Annotated in this window: 17 protein-coding genes; 7 read left to right on the top strand and 10 right to left on the bottom strand. The window is 66.7% G+C overall.

Annotated features, from left to right (window positions below; all coding sequences use genetic code 11):
* Positions 1 to 25: 25 nt before the first annotated feature.
* The 3 genes from BSP_RS13155 to purM all read right to left on the bottom strand — a co-directional run bounded on the left by BSP_RS13155 (position 26) and on the right by purM (position 3,966).
* Entirely contained in the window at positions 26 to 2,074 is a 2,049-nt protein-coding gene (locus tag BSP_RS13155; protein WP_152950616.1) for a M13 family metallopeptidase, read from the bottom strand.
* Positions 2,075 to 2,339: 265 nt separating this feature from the next.
* Positions 2,340 to 2,924 (bottom strand): phosphoribosylglycinamide formyltransferase, encoded by a 585-nt coding sequence (gene purN, locus BSP_RS13150; RefSeq protein WP_152950615.1) that lies wholly within the window; start codon positions 2,922 to 2,924, stop codon positions 2,340 to 2,342.
* 4 nt (positions 2,925 to 2,928) lie between these two features.
* A complete protein-coding gene (gene purM, locus BSP_RS13145) occupies positions 2,929 to 3,966 on the bottom strand; it encodes a phosphoribosylformylglycinamidine cyclo-ligase (RefSeq protein ID WP_152950614.1) in 1,038 nt (345 codons plus the stop codon).
* 79 nt (positions 3,967 to 4,045) lie between these two features.
* Here purM and rnd point away from each other — a divergent pair, with 79 nt between their 5' ends.
* Positions 4,046 to 5,197 carry a ribonuclease D gene (gene rnd / locus BSP_RS13140; protein WP_152950613.1) on the top strand — a complete coding sequence of 384 codons (1,152 nt, stop codon included), beginning with the start codon at positions 4,046 to 4,048 and terminating at the stop codon, positions 5,195 to 5,197.
* A gap of 29 nt (positions 5,198 to 5,226) precedes the next feature.
* Here the strand turns inward: rnd and BSP_RS13135 are convergent, their stop codons facing one another.
* The 4 genes from BSP_RS13135 to BSP_RS13120 form a co-directional block, all read right to left on the bottom strand.
* Entirely contained in the window at positions 5,227 to 6,735 is a 1,509-nt protein-coding gene (locus BSP_RS13135; RefSeq protein WP_054766132.1) for a Ppx/GppA phosphatase family protein, read from the bottom strand.
* A complete protein-coding gene (locus tag BSP_RS13130; protein ID WP_152950612.1) occupies positions 6,735 to 8,951 on the bottom strand; it encodes an RNA degradosome polyphosphate kinase in 2,217 nt (738 codons plus the stop codon). Before BSP_RS13130 ends, BSP_RS13135 begins: the two co-directional genes overlap by 1 nt.
* Before the next feature lie 88 nt (positions 8,952 to 9,039).
* Complete coding sequence (locus BSP_RS13125) at positions 9,040 to 9,720, bottom strand: chromosomal replication initiator DnaA (protein WP_152950611.1); 681 nt, start codon at positions 9,718 to 9,720, stop codon at positions 9,040 to 9,042.
* Between the two features lie 86 nt (positions 9,721 to 9,806).
* Complete coding sequence (locus BSP_RS13120) at positions 9,807 to 10,094, bottom strand: YciI family protein (protein WP_152950610.1); 288 nt, start codon at positions 10,092 to 10,094, stop codon at positions 9,807 to 9,809.
* Between the two features lie 160 nt (positions 10,095 to 10,254).
* Between BSP_RS13120 and aspS the strand changes: the two genes are divergently transcribed.
* Entirely contained in the window at positions 10,255 to 12,087 is a 1,833-nt protein-coding gene (aspS, locus tag BSP_RS13115) for an aspartate--tRNA ligase (protein ID WP_152950609.1), read from the top strand.
* 75 nt (positions 12,088 to 12,162) lie between these two features.
* Here aspS and BSP_RS13110 read toward each other — a convergent pair whose 3' ends face one another.
* From BSP_RS13110 to BSP_RS13100, 3 genes are all read right to left on the bottom strand, one after another.
* The gene (locus tag BSP_RS13110; RefSeq protein WP_152950608.1) at positions 12,163 to 13,056 is read right to left on the bottom strand and encodes a pentapeptide repeat-containing protein; all 894 of its coding nucleotides are present in this window, start codon (positions 13,054 to 13,056) and stop codon (positions 12,163 to 12,165) included.
* Between the two features lie 81 nt (positions 13,057 to 13,137).
* Positions 13,138 to 13,632: a pentapeptide repeat-containing protein gene (locus tag BSP_RS13105; protein ID WP_152950607.1), complete on the bottom strand. Its 495-nt coding sequence runs from the start codon at positions 13,630 to 13,632 to the stop codon at positions 13,138 to 13,140.
* Between the two features lie 56 nt (positions 13,633 to 13,688).
* Entirely contained in the window at positions 13,689 to 16,340 is a 2,652-nt protein-coding gene (locus BSP_RS13100; protein WP_152950606.1) for a TSCPD domain-containing protein, read from the bottom strand.
* 305 nt (positions 16,341 to 16,645) lie between these two features.
* Here BSP_RS13100 and BSP_RS13095 point away from each other — a divergent pair, with 305 nt between their 5' ends.
* The 5 genes from BSP_RS13095 (at position 16,646) to BSP_RS13075 (ending at position 24,501) form a co-directional block, all read left to right on the top strand.
* The gene (locus tag BSP_RS13095; RefSeq protein ID WP_197273308.1) at positions 16,646 to 17,731 is read left to right on the top strand and encodes a LacI family DNA-binding transcriptional regulator; all 1,086 of its coding nucleotides are present in this window, start codon (positions 16,646 to 16,648) and stop codon (positions 17,729 to 17,731) included.
* 28 nt (positions 17,732 to 17,759) lie between these two features.
* Complete coding sequence (locus BSP_RS13090; RefSeq protein WP_152950605.1) at positions 17,760 to 20,762, top strand: TonB-dependent receptor domain-containing protein; 3,003 nt, start codon at positions 17,760 to 17,762, stop codon at positions 20,760 to 20,762.
* 75 nt (positions 20,763 to 20,837) lie between these two features.
* Entirely contained in the window at positions 20,838 to 22,307 is a 1,470-nt protein-coding gene (locus tag BSP_RS13085; RefSeq protein ID WP_054766122.1) for a glucoamylase family protein, read from the top strand.
* Entirely contained in the window at positions 22,304 to 23,572 is a 1,269-nt protein-coding gene (locus BSP_RS13080; protein ID WP_054766121.1) for a sugar ABC transporter substrate-binding protein, read from the top strand. Before BSP_RS13085 ends, BSP_RS13080 begins: the two co-directional genes overlap by 4 nt.
* Positions 23,569 to 24,501, top strand: a complete 933-nt coding sequence (locus BSP_RS13075) for a carbohydrate ABC transporter permease (RefSeq protein ID WP_054766120.1) — start codon at positions 23,569 to 23,571, stop codon at positions 24,499 to 24,501. Before BSP_RS13080 ends, BSP_RS13075 begins: the two co-directional genes overlap by 4 nt.
* Positions 24,502 to 24,643: the final 142 nt, after the last annotated feature.

Genomic DNA, 24,643 nt, shown 5'->3' with positions numbered 1-24,643 from the left:
TTTTCGTTCGGGCTTGTGCGACCGCTCACCAGATGCGGGCGCGGGCCTCGGGGGCGATGTATTCCTTCTGGTCAGGCGAGACGCCGAAGGCGGCGTACCAAGCGTCGATGTTGCGCGGCGAGGTGGCGGCGCGGACCGCGCCCGGCGAGTGTGGGTCGGTGGTCAGCTGTTCGCGCAGGGCCTCGGGCCGCGATTTCTCGCGCCAGACCTGGGCCCAGCCCAGGAACACCCGCTGGTCGCCGGTCAGGCCGTCGATCACCGGCGCCGGCTGGCCGTTCAGCGACTTGTGATAGGCGTCCAGAGCCAGCAGCAGGCCGCCCAGATCGGCGATGTTCTCGCCCATGGTCAGGTCGCCGTTCACGTGGACGCCGGGGATGGGCTCCAGCGAGTTGTAGATGTCGCCCAGCACCTTGGCGCGCGCCTCGAAGCGGGCGGCGTCTTCCGGCGTCCACCAGTCGCGCAGCACGCCGTCGCCGTCGGACTTGCGGCCCTGGTCGTCGAAGCCGTGGGTGATCTCATGGCCGATGACGGCGCCGATGCCGCCGTAGTTGACGGCCGGGTCCGCGTTCGGATCGAAGAAGGGCGCCTGCAGGATGGCGGCCGGGAAGACGATCTCGTTGCGCGGCGGGTTGTAATAGGCGTTCACCGTCTGGGGCGTCATGCCCCATTCCAGCGGATCGACCGGCTTGCCGATCTTGCCGCGCTGATACGCCCACTCGAAAGCGCTGGAGCGTTCGACATTGCCGTACAGGTCGCCGGGGGTCAGTTCGAGACCGTCATAAGACCGCCACTTGTCGGGGTAGCCGATCTTCACCCCGAACTTGGACATCTTGTAGAGGGCCTGTTCGCGCGTCGCCTCGCTCATCCAGTCCAGGGTCTTCAGCCGCTCGGTCATGGCCGCGCGGATGTTGTCGACCAGGGTCTCCATCTGGGCCTTGGACGAGGCGGGGAAGTGAAGGCGGACATATTCCTGGGCCAGGACCTCGCCCAGCTGGCCGTCGACAAGGGCCACGCCCCGGTTCCAGCGCGGACGGTTCTCCGGTTGACCGCGCAGGGTCTTGCCGCGGAATTCGAAGCGGGCGTCGACGAAGGCCTTGGACAGATAGGGGCTGGCCTGATCGACGATCTGGGTGGCCTCCCACGCCTTCAGGGTCTCGATCGGGGTGTCGGCGAAGACCTGGGCGATGCCGGGGATGGCCGTGTTCTCCATCAGCACCAGGGTGTCGAGGTTTCCGACCTGGGCGCCGTCGAGGAAGGCGGCCCAGTCGAAGCCGGGGGCCAAGGCGGCCAGGTCGGCGACCTTGCTGGGGTTGTAGAGCTTGTCGATCTGGCGACGCTCGACCGTGGTCCAGTGCTTCTCCGCGATCTTGGTCTCGAAGGCCAGGATGTCGGCGGCCGTCTCAGCCGGCTTGGTCCAGCCGATGGCGGTCAGGGTCTGGGTCAGATAGGCCAGATAGGCCTCGCGCTGGGCGGCGAAGTCCGGCTTCAGATAATAGTCGCGGTCGGGCAGGCCGAGCCCGCCTTGGCCCAGATAGGCCGAGTTGATGTTCGGGTTCTGCAGGTCCTCGAACACGGCGACGCCGAACAGCGAACCGCCGAAGCCCGAATGACTGGCGCCCATCAAACGGGCCATGGCGGCGTGGTCGGAGACGGCCTTCACGGCGGCGAGATCGGCGGCCATGGGCGCGGCGCCCAGTTGTTCGACGCGGGCCTCGTCCATGAAGCTGGCGTAGAGGGCGCCCACCTTCTGGGCGTTGGCGTTGACCGGGTTGGCGGCGCTGGACTCGATGATCGCGCGCAGCTGGGCCTGGGCGTTTTCATAGAGGACGTCGAACGGGCCGAACCGGGCCTTGTCAGCGGGGATCTCGGTGGTGCGCAGATAGGTCCCGTTGGCGTATTCGTTGAAGTCGTCGCCCGGCTTCACCGCCGTATTGCGACCGGCGAGGTCGAAGCCCCAGGCGCCGAAGCCGGGCGCGGCGTGGGCCCCGTGCGAATGGTCCTGGGCCGAGGCGCCGCCGGTCAGGGCGACGAGGATGCAGGCCGAGCAGGCGGCCATCAGGCGAATACGTTGCATGAAAGATAAGGTCCCGATTTTGGTCGGCGGCACCTTTGCGCCGGTGCGGCGCGGTGTCGCATGAAGTTTTCGTAATCTGGGGGCGGAGGTGTTTAGAGAACGGGGACGCGCCGCCGACAAGTCATCATCCTAGGCCTCATGCCTAGGATCCATAAACTCAAGACGGAGGGACGAGCGCACGCTCGCAGACCGTGCCACACGCCATAAGCCGAGCGTATAGATCCTAGGCACAAGGCCTAGGATGACGGGCCTTTGGTAGAGGGTTTCAACCCCGCGCCAGACCCTTGCAGAAATCACCCAGCACCTGCGGATACAGCCGATGCTCCGCCGTCTTGACCCGTTCTGCCAGGCTCGCGGGCGTGTCGCCGTCGACGATGGGAACGCGGGCCTGGCCCAGGATCGGGCCTTCGTCGACACCTTCGGTGACCAGGTGGACGGTGCAGCCGGCTTCGGCGTCGCCCGCCGCTATGGCGCGGGCGTGGGTGTCGAGGCCGGGATAGAGGGGCAGAAGACTGGGGTGGATGTTCAGCATCCGACCCTCCCAGGCGCGCACCAGCCAGGGCGTCAAAATGCGCATATAGCCGGCCAGGGCGACCACCTCGACGCCGACGGCGCGAAGGGCCGCGTCCACCGCCCGCTCATGCGCCTCGCGGTCCTTGCCGAAGAGCTTGTGCGGAACGGCGACTGTTTGAACCCCCTTGGCTGCGGCGATGGCCAGACCGCCCGCGCCCTCGATGTTGGACAGGACCAGGGCGACCTCATAGCCGCTGTCCGCCGCCTGACTGGCGTCGATCAGGGCGGCCATATTGGAGCCGGTCCCCGAGATCAGGACCGCAACGCGCGTCTTCACGAGATCAGGCCGCTTCCAGCTGTCCGCAGACGAAGGCGACCTCGCCCGCGTTGAGCAGGGCGGCCAGCACCGGCTCGGCGTTCTCGGGCGAGACGATCAGGATGAAGCCGACGCCGCAGTTGAAGGTGCGGCGCATCTCGTGGTCGCTGATGCCGCCGGCCTCGGCCAGCCACTGGAAGACCTGGGGCATGGGCCAGGCGTCCCAGTCGAACGAGGCTTTCAGCCCCTCGGCGATGCACCGCGGCGGGTTTTCGATCAGGCCGCCGCCGGTGATGTGGGCCGCGCCCTTGACCAGGCCCGCCTTCATCAGCGGCAGGACCGGCTTCACATAGATGCGGGTCGGCTCCATCAGGGCCTGGGCCAGGGAGCGGTCCTTGGCGAAGGGGGCGTCGTCGCCCCAGGCCAGGCCGGACTTCTCGACCACCTTGCGGACCAGCGAATAGCCGTTCGAGTGCGGACCGGTGGAGCCCAGGCCGATGATGATGTCGCCGGCGGTCTGACGGTCTAGATAGGGCAGGGCGTGGCCGCGCTCGACCGCGCCCAGGCTAAAGCCGGCCAGGTCATAGTCGCCCTCGGTGTACATGCCGGGCATTTCCGCCGTCTCGCCGCCCACCAGGGCGCAGCCCGCCTGGCGGCAGCCCTCGGCGATGCCGGCGACCACGCGGCGGGCGGCGTCGATCTCCAGGCGGCCGGTGGCGTAATAGTCGAGGAACAGCAGCGGCTCGGCGCCCTGGGCCAGAAGGTCGTTGACGCACATGGCGACCAGGTCGACGCCCACGCCGTCATGACGCCCGGTTTCGATGGCGATCTTCAGCTTGGTGCCCACGCCGTCGGTGGTGGTGACGATCAGCGGGTCCTCAAACCCGGCGGCCTTCAGGTCGAACAGGGCCCCGAATCCGCCCAGCGAGGGCTCGGAACCGGGCCGCGCCGTGGACTTGGCCAGGGGCTTGATATGTTCGACCAACATCTCGCCTGCGTCGATGTCCACGCCGGCGTCGGCGTAGGTCAGGCCGTTTTCGAGAGGTTTTTGGGTGTCGCTCATGGGTCTCGGGCCTGGAATCGGGGCGGAAATGCAGCGCGGCTCTTGCCACAGGTGGGTTGCGGGGGGCTATAGCATCGGAATGACGCCGATCACCACCAATGAGGCGCTGGCCGATTTCTGCGCCCGCCTCGCCGCCGCCCCGTTCATCACGGTCGACACCGAGTTCATGCGGGAAACGACCTACTGGCCCAGGCTGTGCCTGATCCAGGCCGCGTCCGCCGATCACGCCGGCATCATCGATCCGATGGCGGAAGGCCTGGACCTGGAGCCCTTCCTGGATCTGCTGCGCGACCCGAAGATCATCAAGGTCTTCCACGCCTGTCGACAGGACGTAGAAATCTTCGTGCGCCTAGGCGCCATGCCCAAGCCGATGTTCGACACCCAGGTGGCGGCCATGGCGGCCGGGTTCGGCGAGCAGGTCGCCTATGATTCCCTGGTGCGGCAGATGCTGCGCGTCGAACTGGACAAGGGCAGCCGCTTCACCGACTGGGCGCGACGCCCCCTGTCGGACAGCCAGCTGGTCTATGCCCTGGGCGACGTGACGCATTTGGCGGCCCTGTATCCGAAGCTGCGCGACCGGCTGAAGAAGGAAGGTCGGCTGGACTGGGTGATGGCGGAGATGGAGAGCCTGGTCGATCCGGCCCTTTACGACACCAATCCCGAGAACGCCTGGAAGCGGCTGAAGCCCAAGAAGTTCTCAGCCAAATATCTGGCGGCCTTCAAGGCCGTGGCCGTCTGGCGCGAGCGGGCGGCCCAGGAGCGCGACCAGCCGCGCGGCCGCATCCTCAAGGACGAGGGCATCGACGAGGTCGCGCAACAGGCGCCGACCGACCCCGACGCCTTCAACCGGCTGCGTTCGGTGCCCAAGGGGTTCGGCGGATCGCGGTTGGGGCTGGAACTGGCCGAGGAGCTGAAACGCGTTCTGGCCGATCCGGAATCCCATGCGCCCGAGATGGAGCGCCCTGCCCATCGCCAGCCGGCGCCTCCGTCGGTGGTCGAGTTGCTTAAGGTGCTGCTGAAGGCCAAGAGCGACAACGCCGGCGTCGCGCCCAAGCTGATCGCCACGGTTTCCGACCTGGAGAAGATCGCCGTTACGGACGACGCCGACGTGGATGCGCTGAAGGGCTGGCGGCGCCAGATCTTCGGCGAGGACGCGCTGAAGCTGAAACGGGGCGAGATCGCCCTGGTGCTGAGCGGCGCCCGGGTCGAGGTGGTCGAGATCGAAGGCTAGAGGCCGGGGCTCGACGCGCCGTCGATCCTCTAGGTCTGGATCTTCAGGCCCAGGTCCATCGCCTCGGCCAGAGCCTTGGCGCGTTTGCGCGTCTGTTCGCCCAACAGAACGTCGGCATAACCTTCCGTCGCCGTCAGCCGAAGCTCTCCGCCCTTCACACGCGCCGTGGCGTTGGCGAGAAGTTGCGGCGAGCGGCCGGACAGATCGCAGGCCAGGCGGATGGCCAGCCCCAGGGCGCGGGCGCGTCTGGCGGCGACGGCGTCCAGCAGCCGGTCGATAACCTCGGGCTGGGGCGTGGCTGCACCGCCGCCGTAGCGGGCGTTCAGGGCGCTGGCCAGAAAGGCGCGTTCGTCGTGGCTGATCCCCGCCACGGGCGCGCGCAGCACCTGGTCGAACACCAACTCCAAGCGGTGATCCGGGTGCAGCCGCGCGCCCAGATCCGCCAGCCGGCAGGCGGCCGCCACCAGCACGTCGTCGCGCTTGGCGCCAAAGACGGAGGGGAGGGCTGCGACGATGTCGGCGATCCATCCCTTCAGAGCGCCCGGTAGGGCGGGCGCCACTCCTTGACGGCCGCCCAGGGCCGCACAGCCGGCAAGAAGAGGATCAGCCGTCCGGGTGGCCTTGTCCAGGGTTTCGAACAGGAGGCCCTCACGCACGCCCCAGGCCGACATTTCAATGTGTTTGAGGCCCAGATGATTGATCAACCCCTCCAGCACCAGTCCGGCGTAGGGCAGGGTTTCTGCGCGGGTTTTCGAGACGCCGGGCAGTTTGGCCAGGCTGACGGCGGATTGTCGGGACACCAGCCGCGCGGTCTCCAACGCCTCGTTCGCCGACATCTGATATTGATGCACCACCTTCAGCGGATAGGATTTCAGCCCCATGTGAACCTGGGCCAGGGTGCGCCAAGCGCCGCCGACGGCGTAGAGCCGGTCCGTTCGGAACCGTGAAGCGACCGGCTTCAGCTTCTGGTCGATGCGGCCCCTGATCCGTTCAGCGTCAAAACCGCTTCCCTCGGCCAGGGCGAAGGGCCCGAGCGGCAGGGTCAGGCCCTGTCCTCGAGTCCATTTCAGAGCCTTCAGACCCTTCAACTGAGTCAGCTCCAGGCTGGAGCCGCCCATGTCGGCCGAAACGCCCTGGGCCGTCGGGGCGCCCGCCAACACGCCCATGGCGGCGTACTTCGCCTCTTCCTCGCCGCTCAATACGCGGATGTTCAGCCCGGTCTCCGCCGCCACCCTCTGGCAGAAGTCAGGCCCGTCTTCGGCTTCTCGCACCGCAGCTGTGGCGGCGATCAGGGTCGCGTCCGGGCGCACACCTTCCAGGACGGCGGCGAAACGGCGAAGCGCCGTCAGGGCCATGGCGACGCCCTCGGGCGACAGCCGACCGGTGACGGGCAGATCGCGGCCCAGGCCCGCCAAGACCTTTTCATTGAACACCGTCCAAACGGCGCGGCCTTCCAGATGGTACAGGACCAGGCGAACCGAGTTGGAGCCGATGTCGATGGCCGCGATGTCACGGCCGGCTGGGGCTATGTCACCCATCAACGGCCGGGGCGCTCGTAGCGGAGGACGGCCGGCAAGGTCTTCACCTTGCGGCCGCGGCCCGACAGGCTGGGATTGGTCATGAAGTAATCATGGGCGGAGAAGGGGCGTTCCGGATCGGCGGGGGAAACGCGCGTATAGCGTCCTTCGGCGTCCAAGACCCAGCTCTGCGCATCATCCTTCAGATTGGCGACCATGATTTGATCCAGCACCTGATCATGGACGGTGGCGTTGAGGATGGGGGTCATCACTTCGACCCGCCGATTCAGGTTCCGGGTCATCCAGTCGGCTGACGAGATGAAGACCTTGGCCTTGTCGTGCGGCAGATCCTTGCCGTTGGCGAAACAGACGATCCGGCTGTGTTCCAGGAAGCGGCCGACGATGGACTTGACCCGGATGTTCTCCGACAGGCCCGGCACCCCGGGACGCAGACAGCAGATGCCGCGCACCACCAGGTCGATACGCACGCCCCATTGGCTGGCCCGGTACAGGGCGTCGATGATCTCGGGATCGACCAGGGCGTTCAGCTTCACCCAGATGGCCGCCGGCTTGCCCATTGCGGCGGCCGACATCTCCTTGCCGATCAGTTCGATCAGCTTGGCCTTCATGTTGAGCGGGGAAACGATCAACGCCTCCAACTCGTCCGGGGTGGCGTAGCCGGTGATGTAGTTGAACACCCGGCTGGCGTCGCGCGCCAGAGTCGGATCACAGCTGAAAAGGGACAGGTCGGTGTAAATCTTGGCCGTGACCGGGTGATAGTTGCCGGTGCCGTAGTGGCAATAGGTTCTAAGGCCGTCCCCTTCACGTCGCACCACGACGCTCAGCTTGGCGTGGGTCTTGTATTCGACAAAGCCGAAGACGACGTGGACGCCGGCCCGCTCCATCGCTCGCGCCCAGCGCAGGTTGGCCTCCTCGTCGAACCGGGCCTTCAGCTCGACCAGGGCGGTGACGTTCTTGCCGTTCTCGGCCGCCTCGATCAGGGCGGCGACGATGGGGCTGTCCTTGGAGGTGCGGTACAGGGTCTGTTTGATGGCGATGACGTTCGGGTCACGCGCCGCCTGACGCAGGAACTGCACCACCACGTCGAAGCTCTCGAACGGGTGGTGAATCAGCATGTCCTTTTCTCGGACGGCGGCGAAGATGTCGCCCCCATTGTCCCGAACCCGTTCCGGATAGCGGGGCTCATAGCCCTTGAACTTCAGATCGGGATGGCCGCCGGGTATCAGGTCCGACAGCTGAGCCAGGCCCAGCATGCCGTCCACCAGCACCACGTCCTGGGGCGTCGCCTCCAACTCGCCGATGATGAAGTCGCGCAGATCGGCGGGCATCGAGGCCTCGATCTTGACGCGCACCACCGAGCCGAGGCGTCGCTGCTTCAAGGCCTCCTCGAACTCCAGCACCAGGTCCTCGGCCTCTTCCTCGATCTCGATGTCGCTGTCGCGGATCAGACGGAGCAGGCCCTTTTCCAAGACCTCACAGCCCGGGAAGAGGTGGTTGATGAAGAGCAGAAGCACGTTCTCCAGGGTGATGAACCGCTTGCGACCCGGCGCGGATCGCCCGTCGGTCGGCAATTCCCAGAAGCGGCGCACCTGGGTCGGCACCGGCACCAGGGCGTAGAAGGTCTTGGCCTCGCCCTTGCGCTTCAGCTTCAGCGCCAGGGAAAAGCCGAGGTTGGGCAGGAAGGGGAAGGGGTGGGCCGGATCAATGGCGAGAGGCGTCAGAACGGCGAACAGCTGGTTCAGGAACTCGGGCTCCAGCCGCTCCCTTTCGGTCTTGGTCAGGCGGTTGCGATCGACCACCTCGATCCCCGCCGCAGCCAATTCCTTCTTCAGCTGACGCCAGCGGACCTGTTGTTCGGCCATCAACTGGCCCGCAGCGATATTGATGCGCTCCAGCTGTTCGGCCGGGGTCAGACCGTCCGCGGACAGGATTCTGAGTCGCTCGCGCAACTGGCCCTTCAGGCCTGCGACCCGCGTCATGAAGAACTCGTCGAGATTGTTCGCCGAGATCGAGACGAACCGCAGCCGCTCCAGCAGCGGATGGTTCGGATTGGCCGCCTCTTCCAACACGCGTTCGTTGAAGGCCAGCCAGGAAATTTCGCGATTGAAGAAGCGCGACGGCGAAATCATCAGATCTTCGTTCAGGGCCAACTGAGGCGCGCGGGAGGCTGGAACTTCCTCGCCCCGGGTATCGTCTTGAATCGCAGCGTCGGTCATGCGCCGGTTGTCGCGCGCGACTGTGACGGCCGCAAGCGGATGAGCCGGAAATTTGCAGGGGCCGGGAAGATGGTAGGGAGGGGCCGCGTCAGGCGGCGTCTGCGTCTCCGAGCTGGTCCAGAACCTCGCGGGCCAGGGGGCGGGTCACCGGGCGATGCAGGGCGTCCAGCCGATCCACCACCTTCACGGCCATGTCCGCTGAACGGTCCAGGCGTCGCACCAGATAGTCGATGACGTCGTCGGCGGGGGCGATGCTGCGCTCTGCGAAGCGGGCGCGAAGAATGGCCGACAGCACCTTGTCATCCGGCGCCTCGACGGGCACGGCCCGCACCGCGTCCAGACGCGAGCGCAGGTCGGGCAGGGCTGCTCGCCATCGCCGCGGGGCCGCCCGATCCACCAGCAGGAGGGCGCCGCCGGAGACGTTCGCCAGATTGATCAGATGAAACAGGCTTTCATCATCCGCATCAGAGGCCGAGTCCAGCAGGACGGGGCGGCCTTCCAGCTCCAGGGGGTCGATCACAGCTGCTTCCGCGCCGTGCAGGGGCAGGGCGCCGACCCGTTCGGCCCAGTCGGCGGCCAAACGGCTCTTGCCGGCTCCCGCCGGTCCATAGAGCGCCAGGACAGAACCCACGCCGTCCGGCCAGGCCGCCAGCACCCGCGCGGCCTCGGCGTTGCTGTCTGAGACCACGAAGGCGTCGCCTACGGGGCGTTCCAGCGGCAGACGCAGCTGTTCGGCGGGCTTTGGGCTCAGGGCGCTCGGCGCGGACATGGTTCTGTCATAGCAGAGGCCCGGTCGGCCTGTGTCAGAGCGGGCCTGTTGGTAATGGGGAGGGACGTTAGACCCTGTGGAGCGTTTCAGGCGAAATCGGCCAGGGCGGGGTTCAGCTTGCCCGCCTTGAACTCGGTCACCTTGTAATCGGCCAGGCCGTGGACCTGGAAAGGATCGTCCTTCAGCAAGGTTTCCAGCGCCTCCTTCGTTCCGCCGCCACGGACGACCAGAATGCCGCCGGTGCGAGGAACCATCGGGCCGGCGGCGAGGATCAGGCCGCTGGCGACGTGTTGGTCCAGCCAGGCGCGGTGCTCGACCGTCTTTTGCTCAATGGCCTCGATCGGCTGGGTATAGGTGATGGTGACGATGAACATGGGCGCCTTCAGCTTTGACTGGAACCGCTATTGCGCGCCGCAGCGGGGTTTGCAACGGCTGAAACCTTGACTTTCCGGGGCGATGATGCGCCCTACGCCGCTTCGATTTCAGGCGCCGAAGGCGTCAGATTCCACCGCCAGATTTCCAGACGGTCTGTTCATGCACGCCTACCGCTCCCATACCTGCGGCGCCCTGCGCGCCTCCGACGCCGGTTCCGCCGTCCGCCTGTCCGGCTGGGTTCACCGGAAGCGCGACCACGGCGGCCTGCTGTTCATCGACCTGCGGGATCACTACGGCCTGACCCAACTGGTGCTGCACCCCGAGACGCCCGGCTTCGCGGCCGTCGAGCGCCTGCGCGCCGAGAGCGTGATCAAGGTGGACGGCGAAGTGATCGCCCGCGACGCCGCCGTCATCAATCCGAACCTGCCGACCGGCGAGATCGAGGTTCGGGTCCAGGGCGTCGAGGTCCTGTCGGAAGCCGCCGAACTGCCGCTGCCGGTCTTCGGCGAACCGGAGTACCCTGAGGAGATCCGCCTCAAGCACCGCTATCTCGACCTGCGGCGCGAGACCCTGCACAAGAACATCGTGCTGCGCTCGCGCGTGATCCAGTCGATCCGCAACCGCATGTTCGACCAGGGCTTCCTGGAATATCAGACGCCGATCCTGACGGCTTCGTCGCCCGAGGGCGCGCGCGACTTCCTGGTGCCCAGCCGCCTGCACCCCGAGAAGTTCTACGCCCTGCCGCAGGCGCCCCAGCAGTTCAAGCAACTGCTGATGGTCTCGGGCTTCGACCGCTATTTCCAGATCGCGCCCTGCTTCCGCGATGAAGACCTGCGCGCCGACCGGTCGCTGGAGTTCTACCAGCTCGACGTCGAGATGAGCTTCGTGACCCAGGAAGACGTCTTCGCCGCCATCGAACCCGTCATGCACGGCGTCTTCGAAGAGTTCGGCGAGGGCAAGCCGGTCTCGCCCATCGACCAGACCCACACCTTCACCAACGACTTCGGCCAGAGCTTCGAACACAAGGGCTTCGAACGCCTGACCTACGCCCAGTCGATGGCCTGGTACGGCTCCGACAAGCCCGACCTGCGCAACCCGATCAAGATGCAGGTCGTATCCGACCATTTCCGCGACGGCGGTTTCGGTCTGTTCGCCAAGATCCTGGGCGCCGACGAGAAGAACGCCGTCTGGGCCATTCCGGCGCCGACCGGCGGCAGCCGCGCCTTCTGCGATCGCATGAACTCGTGGGCGCAGGGCGAGGGCCAGCCGGGCCTGGGCTATATCTTCTGGTCCGACGACCAGGGCGCCTGGGGCGGCCCCATCGCCAAGAACCTGGGCCAGGAGCCGACCGAGGCCCTGATGCAGTCCCTGGGCCTGGGCCAGGGCGACGCCGCCTTCTTCGTCGCCGGCCTGCCGTCGGCCTTCGCCAAGTTCGCCGGTCTGGCCCGCACCCGCGTGGGCACGGAGCTGAAGCTGGTCGATGAGGACCAGTTCAAGTTCTGCTGGATCGTCGATTTCCCGATGTTCGAATGGTCCGAGGAAGAGAAGAAGGTCGACTTCAGCCACAACCCCTTCTCCATGCCCCAGGGCGGGCTGGAGGCCCTGGAGACCCAGGATCCGCTGACCATCCGCGCCTATCAGTACGACATCGTCTGCAACGGCTATGAGCTGTGCTCGGGCGCGATCCGGAACCACAAGGCCGAGATCATGCTGAAGGCCTTTGAGATCGCCGGCTACGACGCCTCGGTGGTCGAGGAACAGTTCGGCGGCATGCTGAACGCCTTCCGCTTCGGCGCCCCGCCGCACGGCGGCCTGGCGCCCGGCATCGACCGGATCGTCATGCTGCTGGCCGGTCAGCAGGCCATCCGCGAGGTGATCGCATTCCCGCTGAACCAGCAAGGCGAAGACCTGCTGATGAGCGCCCCGGCCTCGGTGCAGGATCGCCAGCTGAAGGAGCTGCACATCCGCACGGCCCCGCCGATCAAGGTCTGATCGGCCTATCTGAGCGAAAGAAAGGGCGCGCCTAGAGGCGCGCCCTTTTTTCATTCGACCGCGTTCAGCCGGGCGTCAGCGCTCTGCAGCCACGAAGTTGCGGACGCGCGGCGGCGCGGGCGGCGTCGGCGGCGCGGGAACGGCGCGGATGACGCGGATTGCGCCGCGGCAGGCCTGAGCCGTCAGACGGCCGGGAAGGCGGGTCGATCCATCGCCGCAGGCTTCCCGCACCTGATCCTGGGTCAGATTGCGCGCGCCGGACAAATCTGCGCCTCGAATATCGGTGCGCCGCAGGGAGGCGTCTCTGAAGTCGGCCCGGCTAAAGACGCCGCCGGTCAGCCGCGCGCCGTCCAGGCTGGAATCCCGGAAGGAGGCGCCGGTGAAGTCCCCGTTGGTCAGGTTGGAGGCGTTGATCTCAGCGTCGCTGAAATCGGCCCCGGCGGCGCGGACATTGGCCAGGGTCGCGCCGAACAGCTCGCTGCCCGAAAAGTCGGCCTCGATCAGGGTGGCGCCGTTGAAATTGACCCCGTGCAACTCGCCTCCGGAAAGGTTGGCGCGGGAAAGGTTGGCGCGCACGAAGGAGGCGCCCTGGGCCTCTGCTCCCGTCAGGACGGCGTTTGCGAAGCTGGTGGAGGTGAAGTCGGCGCCGACGATCTCGACTCCGGTCAGATTGGCGCGGCTGAAGTCGCTGCCCGTGAAGTTCGACCCCACCATTTCCGCGCCGCGAAGATTGGCGCCGACCAGGGTGGCGTTTATGAAGCTGGCGCCGGTGAAGGTCGCACCGGAAAGATTGCGCCCCGACAGCTCGCAGCGATTGCAGGAGCCGCCGAGCGAGACCGACCGGGCCACGTCGCGATCTTGCAACGTCATCTCGACGCCGGCGAAGGCGGACGGCGCCAGCAGAAGGCCGCTCGCCGCAGCCAGGGCGGGCAAAAGGGCCGAAAGGGTGGGGCGGATGATCTGTTTCACACCGCCTGAATGCCCTGAAACCGTGACGGGACCTACTTAAATCGAGGTAATTTCGTTAAATGCCGGCAAGATTGGCGGCCTTCAGCAGGCCGGAATACGCAGCCCGTGAGGCAGGACGGTGGAGCCGTCGCCGCAGGCTCGGTTGAGCTGGCTCTGCGTCAGACCGGAGGCGCGCGACAGATCGGCGCCGGAGAGATTGGTTCCCTGGAGCGTGGCCCCCGCGAAGTTCGCCCCTTGCAGATAGGCGCCGACGAAACTGGCGTTGGTCAGGTCCGCGCCTGAAAAGCTGGAGCCGGAAAAGACCCCGCCATAGGCCTCCACGTCGCGCAGATCGGCGTTGGAGAAGCGGGTGCGGTTCATCACGCTCAGGCTCAGGTCCGCTTGGCGCAGACGCGACCGCGACAGGTTCAGGCCCCGCGCCTCAAGTCCTGAAAAGTCTCCCTGAAAAAGGTTGCAGCCCGCGCAGGACGCGCCACGACGCACCGAGGCGATCTGACCGGCGTTCTGGGCCGAGGCGGGGACGGCCAGGGTCGCGAGAAGGACGGCGGCGAGGGATAGGGCGGTCAGGCGGGACATGGGGTCGCTCCGGCGAAGGCGTCGCATTGATCCAAGCCTAGGGGCGACCCGTTAACTTAGCCCTGATCCCCGCCTTGCAAGGCCGGCGCCGCGCCGCAGGTGTCGCAGGTCCAGCCGGCGCCGCGTTGTTGCAGGCTGAAGTCCCCGCAGGAGGGACAGGCCGCCGCCTCCGCCTCGCCGCCCGGCCGGGGCTCTGTCTCCAGCTTGCGGCCGAAGGGCACGACGACCAGATTGTCCGGCGCCGAGCCGCGCGCGAACCCCTTGGATATAAAGCGTGCGGCGGGGACGGCCTCGCCGTCCTTGGGCTTTCCATCGCCCAGTTCGCCCCAGTTTTGGCCCTCGGCCTGGGTGTGATCCGCCTGGGCGTTGGCCAGTTCCTGGCGGCTCAGATAGGAGACGCCCAGTTCGCGGAAGATGTAGTCGAGGATCGAGGTCGCCGAACGGATGGAATCATTGCCGGTGACCCGTCCCGCCGGCTCGAAGCGGGTGAAGACGAAGGCGTCCACGAACTCGTCCAGCGGCACGCCGTATTGCAGGCCGATAGAGATGGCGATGGCGAAGTTGTTCATCAGGCTGCGGAAGGCGGCGCCTTCCTTGTGCATGTCGATGAAGATCTCGCCCAGTTCGCCGTCTTCATATTCTCCGGTGTGGATATAGACCTTGTGGCCGCCTACGGCCGCCTTCTGGATATAGCCCTTGCGACGGTCGGGCAGTTTGCGGCGGGCGCGTTCGCGTTCCACCACCCGTTCGATGATCCGCTCCTTGGGGGCGGGTGCGGCGGCGGTCTGGGGTGCGGCTTCGAAGCGCGGCGCAGGGTCGGTCTTGGGCAGGGTCAGCAGAGGGCCGGGGGGAGGCGCGGCGCGGTTCAGGCGGATGGCGCGCCGTCCGTGATCCGCCGCCTGGCTGAGCGTGCGCACGGCCTGGGCGGCGGTGGCGCGCCAGTCGAGGGCTTCAAGGGCGATGTCCGGGGCGTCGCTGAAGGGTTCGACCGCCAGACGCAGGCGACCCTCGAAGCCGGCGGGATCGGCGAGAAGGGCTGCGAGGTCGGTCGGCGCGCCCTCCCAATCCCGCAGATGCCCGTGGCCGAACACCCATTGAGCCGCGGCGGCCTCAGCCTCTTCGGGCACCCCCAGCAGGTTCAACAAGGGGCCGTCGCCGTCTTCCAGTCCCAGAACGTCGCGGATGAAGCCGGGGTCGAGGACGGGTGCGGTGAAGACGGCGTCGAAGCTTTCCGCAGCACCCAGAGCCTGTTCCACGGCGGCCAGTTCCACATCGGTGAAGCCGAAGGCGCGAAGCGCGGAATGATCCACGCCAGGCGCCTCGACCAGGGTGCGTCGGCCGAACAGGCGACGCTCGGCCGCCTGGACGTCCCCTCCGCTGCGGACCAGGGCGGCGGCCAGGGCCGGGGCCAGGCGGCGACCGATTCCACCGTCTGCGGTCTCGAATAGATCGACGACGGCGGGCGCGCCCCGGCCGAGACGCAGGCGGGCCTCGGCGTCGTCAACGAACAGATCCACGGCGACGTGGCGGCGGGGACCGGACGTCCGATCCAGAATCTCGATCGCCTGGGCGGCGAGGGGAGAGGGATTGGCCGACAGCCGGTCGCGGCGCGCCTTTTCGACGTCGATGATCTGGGCCTTCAAACCCTCCCACTCGCCACAGGGACTGCGCAGCCGCGCCAGCTCGACCGAGGTTTGGACTGCGACCGACGCCGTCAGGGCGCCCAAGGCCTCGGCGCGGGCGGCGGGATCGCCGTCGAGCGGCGCCAGGGCGTCCAAAAGCCCCTCCAGTCCCAGCGCGAGCACGGCGTCGTCCGATTGGAGGTCCAGGGCCGTCACCCACAGACGAACCAGATCGGGCAGAAGATCGAACGTCCCATCGCTCAGGGTCGCGACCGCAGCCAGGTCGATCAGAACCCGATTGGCGGCGGGTTCGGCCAGAACCTCAGCGTCCCGCGGGTCGAAGACGACGACCAGGCCGCCGTCCAGGGCGGCCTCTGCAGCGGCCAGAACTTCAGGGGAGCCGGCGGCGGTCTGGGTCCGGTCGGCCAGGACCACCAGCTGGGCACCGTCCGCCAAGGGGCGAAGCGTCAGGCTGGGACGCTCACCATCGACGGCGCGCAGGATGTCGGCGTCGGTCGCCCCGCGGCCGCGGGCGGCGGCGGCGGCCCGGCCCAGCGCGGGATTTCGCATCGGGTCGGCGCAATCCCCCCGGGCCCCCTCGCAACGATCGACCGCGTCGGCGACGGCGCAGAGGGCGTCGGTCAGGGCCTCCGCTGATTGTCGCGCCAGCCGCTGGGTCGTCCGATCGGCCCTGTGGGCGGAAAGCCGGGCGGCGGCGGATGGATCGGCGAGGTCGACGACGCCGGCCGTTGCCGCGTGTCCCACCGGGGTCGCCAGGCCGAGCTGCATCGTAGCCGCCAGCTCCGCCGCAAAGGCGCCCGCCGCCTTGGTGTCGGCAAAGACGCCCTCGGCCAATCCCTTGGCCGCCAAACGCCCAGCCCAGGCGTCCGGCGCGCCGTTCAGCCAGCCGCCTGCGACGGACGGCGGGGGCGAGAGCGAATCGCCCCAGTCCAGCCAGGCTTCGATCCGGGCGTCGGACCAGCCGGCGGGCGCCAGAACCTCCTGGACCAGGAAGGGGCGCTCTATGGCGCGGGTCTCCATCGCGACCCGCACGGCGCGAGCGACGAAGCCGGATTGAAAGCGCATAAACCGCATCTCCCCTTAGAGCTGGCGCCAGATTACGGTGTCGCGATGACCCGCGCTACTAGATGTAGTCGTTATCAACCGCTGAATTCGCGGTGGATCATGCCGCCCGACCCCAGGGATCGCACCCAGGGGCGGTGGCGGCCGAAGCCTGGACGGGAACACCCGTCGGGGGAGGAGAAATCGAGAAGGGGCGACATCTCGCCGCTTGCGGTGACTGAGCCTCCTGTGTCATGTAACCGATTACATTTGTTATCGACGGACCTTCGATAAGTGGGCCGGCACGATGAACGCTCAGAGAGGAAACCGTGGACGTCTCCACCCCGTCAGCCGTTAACGGACATGCGCCGGCCGCCAAGGCCGCCACGATCCGTGACGTGGCGGAGCGGGCGCAGGTGTCCGTCGCCTCAGTGTCGCGCGTGCTTAACGGCTCTGACGCCATCACGGAATCGACCCGGCGTCGGGTGCTCGATGCGGTCGAATATCTCCGGTATGTGCCTCACGTCGGCGCCCGCAGCCTGTCTACCAGTCGGACCGACACGATCGGCGTCATCCTGCCGGACCTGTACGGCGAGTTCTTCTCCGAGCTGATCCGCGGCATGGATTTAGCCGCCCGCGCGCACGGCAAACATCTGATCGTATCCAGCTCCCACGGCGATACCGAGGAAACCCTGGCCGCCCTGCGATCGATGCGCGGTCGGGTCGATGGAATGATCGTCCTGTCGCCCCATCTGCGCGCCGCCAACCTGGCCGCCGACGTGGCGGGCCGCATGCCGGTGGTGTTGATGAACGGCGGCCTGGACGAGGCGGGCCGCCCCTCCATCGCGATCGACAATCACGGGGCGGCCGTCACGGCGGTCGAGCATCTGCGCGCGACGGGCCGGCGCCGCATCGCCCACATTCGGGGCGCGGCCGGAAACCTGGAGGCGGACATCCGCGCCGAAGGCTACGCCAGCGCCCTGGTCGACCAGGAACCGATCATCGTCGAGGGCGATTTCACCCAGGCGGCCGGGCATCGCGCCGCCACCCGGTTGCTGGCTCTGGACCAGCGCCCCGACGCGGTGTTCGCGGCCAACGACATGATGGCCCTGGGCGCCATGCTGGCCTTCCAGGAGGCGGGCGTGCGCTGCCCTGAGGACGTGGCCGTGATCGGATTCGACGACGTGCCGCTGGCGGCCCTGGTCCGGCCGACCCTGACTACGTTGAGAGTGAATATTGCGGAAATGGGCCGAAGGGGCGTGGAGCGCCTGATCGGCCTGGTCCAGGCCGGCCCGAACGGGGCGCCGGATTCCGCCTGCGAAATCGTTCGGCCGCTCCTGGTCGAACGACAATCCACCGCGGCGGCTGAAACCGCCGGGTCGACCACCGTCAATCCAACCGCACAGCCGTTGTGAAACGGGCCCATCAGGAGGGGAAAACAGGATGAGAAAGTTCAATACACGCAGCACCGCCTTGGCGGCCGCGTCGGCTCTGGCCATCGCGGCCGGTTTCGCTGGGGCGGCGACCGCGCAAAACGCAACGACTACGCTCCGCGGCGCCGTTTACGACGGCGCGACCGCTGAAGCCGGCGCGCAAGTCACAGCCACGGAAGTGGCGACCGGCTATGTGGCGCGCGCCCGCGTCGGCGCCGACGGCCGCTACGTCTTTTCCGGTCTCCGTCCCGGCACTTATCGCGTTCAAGTGACCAGCGCGGACGGCCAGACGGCTGAAGAAACCGTCACCCTGGCCCTGGGCCAGGTCGGCACGCTCAATCTGGACGTCGCCGCCGCTTCGACCGCGCCCGCGACCAGCGGCGCGACCGAGCTGGGCGACATCGTCGTGACCGGCCGTCGGGTGTTTGAAGTCCGCACGCCCGAAGTCGCCACCAATGTGACCCAGCAGCAGATCAACAACCTGCCGCAGATCAGCCGCAACTTCCTGAACTTCGCCGCCCTGGCCCCCGGCTTGCGTGTTCGCGAAGACGATACGGAGCGGACCATTTCGGCCGGTGGTCAGACGGCTCAGGCCATCAACGTCTTCATCGACGGTCAGAACCGAAAATCCCTGATCAACGACGGCGGCGTGGCTGGTCAGGACGACAGCCGCGGCACCCCTTTCCCGCAGGGCGCGGTTCAGGAGTTCCGCGTCATCAGCCAAAACTTCAAGGCTGAGTATGAACAGGCCGGTTCGGCCATCATTACGGCCGTGACCCGCTCTGGCACGAACGAGTTCCACGGTGACGCCTTCGTCTTCTATCAGGATCCCGACTGGATCGCTCAGGATGAGATTTCGGAACGTCGTGGAGCCGAGAAGGCGCCGCTGAAGCGACTGCAATACGGCGCCAGCCTGGGTGGCCCGATCATCCAGGATCGTCTGCACTTCTTCGGCGCCTACGAGCGCAAGGATGAGGACCGGATTTCGCAGTCCTTCCTGAACCGCACGGAATACAATGACTTCTTCGCCGCCGATCTGGGCACAACCTCGACGCCGTATGAACAGGACATCTTCTTCGGCAAGCTGTCGTGGCAGATCAACGACCGGCAGCGTCTGGAACTCAGCGCCGAGTACAAGACCGAAGAGGATATCCGTGGGGCCAGCGGCCAGAACGCCCCCAGCCGCGCGGCGCGCAACAGCGGTGAGAACAAGGCGTTCAACCTGCGTCACCAATACCAGGGCGATCGCTTCCTGAATGAGTTCGCGATCGATTACCTGCAGTCCAGCTATGAGCAGTCGGTGATCAACGGCGGCGACTACGGCCGCCGGTATGTCATCTTCCGGGACGACAGTCCGACGACGCCCGGCTTCCAGTACAACATCAACAACCGCGAGGCGACGGTCTTCACGGCTGGCGGTCGCGCGGACTCTCAGTTCCTGGAGCAGAAGAGCACGACGATCCGGAACGACCTGACTATCCCCGACCTGTCCTGGATGGGTACCCACACCATCAAGATGGGTGCGAAGTATTCGATGCAGAATTACTTCGTGCAGAAGGACTTCGGCCGCAACCCGACCTTCACCTACGACATCGAGGCGCGTCCTGAAATCAACGGAAGCCGAACCATTCCGGTCTCTGTTGACCTCGGCGTGGCCGTTCCTCCCGCTGACGCTGACAACAATGTCATCGGACTGTACATTCAGGACGACTGGCAGATCACCGACAAGCTGGAACTGAACCTAGGCATCCGCTGGGACTACGAGGACAACGCGGTCAACAACGACTACCGGACGCCGGACTCCATTCGGAACATGCTGGCGGCGATTCAGAACCTGCCGAGCTACGATTTCCCGTCCTACTTCAATCCGGCTGACTATATTTCCGACGGTGATCGTCCTGCTTTCAAGGACGCCTTCCAGCCTCGCTTCGGCTTCTCCTATGACGTTTTCGGCGACGAACGCACTGTGCTGTTCGGCGGTGCAGGGCGCTATTACGACCGGATCGGCTTCAACTTCGCCTTCGATGAACGGTTCAAGCCGTTCCAGTTCAACAAGACTATCTACTTCTCCAACACCGGCGGCCTCGTCGGGGGGCAGCAGACGGTAGCCTGGAACCCAGCCTATCTGACGCCGGCCGGCCTTGATCCGCTGCTGGCCGCGTCGCCGGGCGCCGGAGAGGTCTTCCTTGTCAAGAACAACTTCGAACCGCCGCGCACCGATCAGTTCAATATCGGCGTGCGCCAGAAGTTCGGCCAATGGCAGACGGCCCTTACATTCGCGGCCGGTCATACGGAGGGTGAATCTGCTTGGTACATCGCCAACGCCCTGACCGAGACGGGTGGTCGCTTCAACGGACCGTCGCCCACCTCGGTCGGCTTCCCGCAGTTCCGGAACACCATCTTCTTCCAGAACACGGACAAGGAACGCGACTATAAAGCGATCTATTTGACCGCTGATAAGCCGTACAACGCTCAGGACGGCTGGGGCTTCAATCTGGCCTACACCTATATGGACGCGACCCAGAACGGCAGCCGTGACAACGGATATGCGGCCTTCGACTTCGACTACAATGTCCCCAGCCAATCGCCGGAATATCGATCGGCGACGGACGAGCGGCACCGCATCGTCGCCTCGGGCACCCTGGGTCTGCCGGCCGATTTCCTGCTGTCCGGCATCGTGACCTTGGGTTCAGGCCTGCCGTATAATGTTTTCAACTGCCCTGACGCGCCGGCGGGTGGTCCCAACATCTGCTGGAATGCCGGGAACCCCGAAAAGCGCGCCTTCCTGCCGGGCCTGAACTTCGCCTATCGGCAAGTGGATCTGCGCTTGACGAAGGCCTTCGAAGTGTTTGGCGGACAGCGAGTGGAGTTCATTGCTGACGCCATCAACCTGTTCAACTTCACCAACTACAGCTCGTTCGAAGGCAGCTACACCAGCCCGCGCTTCGGCGCTGGCACCGGAGTCTTCACGCCGACCCGCAGCTTCCAGGTCGGTCTGCGCTACTCCTTCTAACCACCCTGAGCCTGGGCCGCCTTCCGCTTGCGTGGAAGGCGGCCTTCTTTTTTCAGATATTCAGTGAGCGTGCCTATGAACCGCCGAGACTTCCTGATGCGAACCACGGCAGGGGCTGCGGCCCTGGCGGTCGGGGGCCTCGTTGTGGGCGAGGCGGCGGCGCAGCAGGCGGTCACTGGGGCGGTAAACGGCACGCAGCGCCGGCCTCTGCGGCTGGACCGCGAGGTCGATGAGCTTCAGGAACGCACCTTCCGCTGGTTCGAAAAGGTCACGGACCGGGCCACCGGCCTGACGCCCGATCGCTGGCCCAGCAAATCCTTCTGCTCTATTGCGGCGGTCGGTTTCGCCCTGACCTGCTGGCCCATCGGCGTCGAACGCCGCTGGATGAGCCGGGCCGAGGCGCGCGAGCGGACCCTGACCACCGTCCGCTATTTCCACAGCCTGCCCCAGGGGCCGGAGCCGACCGGCACGGCGGGGCACAAGGGCTTCTTCTATCATTTCCTCGACATGGAGACCGGCCACCGCTACCGGACCAACGAGCTGTCGACCGTGGACACGGCCCTGCTGATGGCCGGCATGTTGTTCGCCGCCCGCTATTTCGACGGCGACCACCCGGACGAGGTCGAGATCCGCAGCCGGGTCCAGGCCCTGTATGAACGGATCGAATGGGACTGGGCCGTCGTGCGCGACAATCGGATCACCATGGGCTGGCACCCCGAGACCGGCTTCATCCCGTCGGACTGGCACGTCTATAACGAGGGCATGCTGGTGCTGCTGCTGGCCATCGGCAGCCCGACCCATCCGGTCTCGGTCAATGTCTGGCACGAATGGGCCGCCAGCTATGACGAGAGCTGGACCGACCGCTGGGGCAGTTGGCACCTGAATTTCGCGCCGATCTTCGGCCACCAGTACAGCCATATGTACGTCGACTTCCGCGGAATTCAGGACGCTTGGATGCGCGGTCAGACGGCTCAGCTGGGCGAACATCTCGACTATTTCGAAAACAGCCGCCGCGCCGTCTACGCCCAGCAGAAATACGGCCACGACAACCCGGGCCAGTGGGTCGGCTATTCGTCCGAGACCTGGGGCCTGACGGCCTGCGACGGGCCGGGCGATTTCAAACAGACGATCAACGGCGTCGAGCGCGAGTTCTTCAGCTATTCAGCGCGCGGCCCCGGCGACCGCGACGACGGCACCATCGCTCCCACGGCGGCGGCCAGCTCCATCGCCTTCGCGCCCGAGATCGTCGTGCCCTGCATCAAGGCGATGAAGAGCCGGTTCGGCGCGGGCATCTATACCGAATGGGGCTTCCTCGACAGCTTCAACCCGACCCTGACCCAGCGCGACGGGCCCTTGCAGCACGGCAAGATCATTGACGGCGTGGGCTGGGTCGCCGACGACTATCTGGGCATCGACCAGGGGCCCATCGTCGGCATGACCGAGAACCATCGTTCCGACTTCATCTGGCGCTACATGCGCGGCGAGCCGCACATCCGTAAGGCTCTGGAGACAGCGGGCTTCACCGGCGGCTGGCTGAACGCATGACCTCTGGCCCGCACAGACGCGGGGCCCTGGCGCTGCTGGCGGGCGGGGCGGCGGCGGCCTGCACGCCGCGTCGTGACGGCGAGACCGTGCTGCGCTTCTGGGCCATGGGCAATGAGGGCGGGACGGTGGGCCAGCTGATGCCCGAGTTCGAGCGGCGCAATCCCGGCGTCCGCGTCGCGGTCCAGCCCCTGCCTTGGACGGCGGCGCATGAGAAGCTGCTGACAGCCTATGCTGGCGGCTCCCTGCCGGACGTCAGCCAGATCGGCAATACCTGGGTGTCGGAACTGACCGCCATCGGCGCCCTGTCGCCGACCCCGCCGGCCGCCGCTGACCTGCTGACCGATCAGTTCAACGCGGTGCTGGAGACCAATGAGGTGGCCGGCCGGGCCATGACCACGCCCTGGTACGTCGATACGCGTCTGCTGTTTTATCGCACCGACCTTCTGGCCCGCGCGGGCTTCGGCGCGCCGCCTCGGACCTGGGCCGAGTGGAAGCGGGCCATGCACGGGATCAAGCGCGTGGCGGGCGGCGACAACTACGCCATCCTGCTTCCGTTGAACGAGTTCGAGCAGCTTCTGACCTTCGGCCTTCAGACCGAGGAGCCCTTGCTGCGGGACAGGAATACGCGCGGCAACTTCTCCAACCCTGGCTTCATCGCGGCCCTGGCCTTCTATCGCAGCCTGTTCGCCGAGGGCCTGGCGCCCCTGGCGTCGGCGGCGCAGATCTCCAACGTCTGGACCGAGTTCGCGCGCGGCTATTTCAGCTTCTACTTCTCCGGCCCGTGGAGCGTGGGCGATTTCCGCAGCCGTCTGCCGACGTCGTTTCAGTCCAGCTGGGCCACGGCGGGCGTGCCGGGGCCGAACGGCCTGGGCGCCTCGGCGCCGGGCGGCTCCAGCCTGGCGGTCTTCCAATCCTCGCCGCATCAGGAGGCGGCCTGGGCCCTGGTCCGCTATCTGTCCGAGCCGGCGGTGCAGGCTCGGTTCAACACCATCGTCGGCGATCTTCCGGCGCGGAAGAGCGCCTGGGACATCGCCCAGGTCGAGCGCGACCCTATGCTGGCGCCCTTCCGGGGCCAGTTGGAACGCGCCAAGGCCGTGCCCAAGGTTCCCGAATGGGAGCGGATCGTGACAGAGATGCAGATCGTCGCCGAACGGATGGTGCGCGGCGAATATACGCCCGAGACTGCGGCGGCCGAGATCGATCGCCGTGCTGATCGACTGCTGGAGAAGCGCCGCTGGATGATGGAGCAGGGCAGGGCCGTATGACCGTCGCCGATCCGACATTGGTCCAGCCGAGACCGTCGCGTGGCCTCGCAGCCCGCGAACGCGCCGCCTGGGGCTTCGTCGCCCCGGCCATGATCGCCATCGGCCTGTTCTTCGCCCTTCCGGTGATCGCAGCCCTGCTGCTCAGCCTGACCGACTTCGACATCTACGCCCTGGCGGACCTCGACAATCTGCGCTTCGTCGGTCTGCAGAACTACGAGCGGCTGATGACCAATCCGCTGTTCTGGGGGGCGATGAAGAACACCCTGACCTTCGCGGTCCTGGGCGTGCCCCTGTCCATCGCGGCCTCCCTGGCGGCGGCGGTGGTCCTGAACGCGCGGGTGGTGAAGTGGCGGCCGATCTGGCGGGTCATGTTCTTCGCCCCCTATGTCACCACCCTGGTCGCGACGGCGGTGGTCTGGCGCTATCTGCTGCACACCCGCTACGGCGTCATCAACTGGGGGCTGGAGAGCATCGGCCTGCCCGCCGTCGACTGGCTGGGCCAGCCCTCGACCTCCATTCCCGCCATCCTGATGTTCGTGGTCTGGAAGATCTTCGGCTACAATATGCTGATCTTCCTGGCCGTGCTTCAGACCGTGCCGGACGACCTGTACGAGGCCGCCCGCATCGACGGCGCCGGGCCGTGGAAACAGTTCCGCCACGTCACCCTGCCGGCCATCGCCCCGACCATGCTGCTGGTCTCGATCATCTCGGTCGCCAGCTTCTTCCAGCTGTTCGCCGAACCCTATGTCATGACCCAAGGCGGCCCGGCCCAGAGCACGGTGACGGTGCTGTATTTCATGTACGAGGAAGGCTTCAAATGGTGGAACCTGGGCTCCGCCAGCGCGGTCGCCTTCGTCCTGTTCCTGTGCATCCTGGCCATCACCCTGGTGCAGCTGGCCGTGGCCAAGCGGGTGGGGGCGTACCAGTGATGGGGTTGTCCTGCCGTCAGTCTCGCGCTCTGAGAGTTCGTCATCCTCGCCCCTGTGGCGAGGATCCAGACTCCCGGTGTGTCCGCAGTATGCTCCCCCTTCAAACACCGGGAGTCTGGATCCTCGGGACAAGCCCGAGGAT

Origin of the sequence: Brevundimonas sp. Bb-A (assembly GCF_009394735.1) — a bacterium.
GTDB classification, from domain to species: domain Bacteria; phylum Pseudomonadota; class Alphaproteobacteria; order Caulobacterales; family Caulobacteraceae; genus Brevundimonas; species Brevundimonas aurantiaca.
The sequence above is the reverse complement of the archived record's forward strand: the minus strand, read 5'-3'. Positions and strand labels throughout refer to the sequence as shown.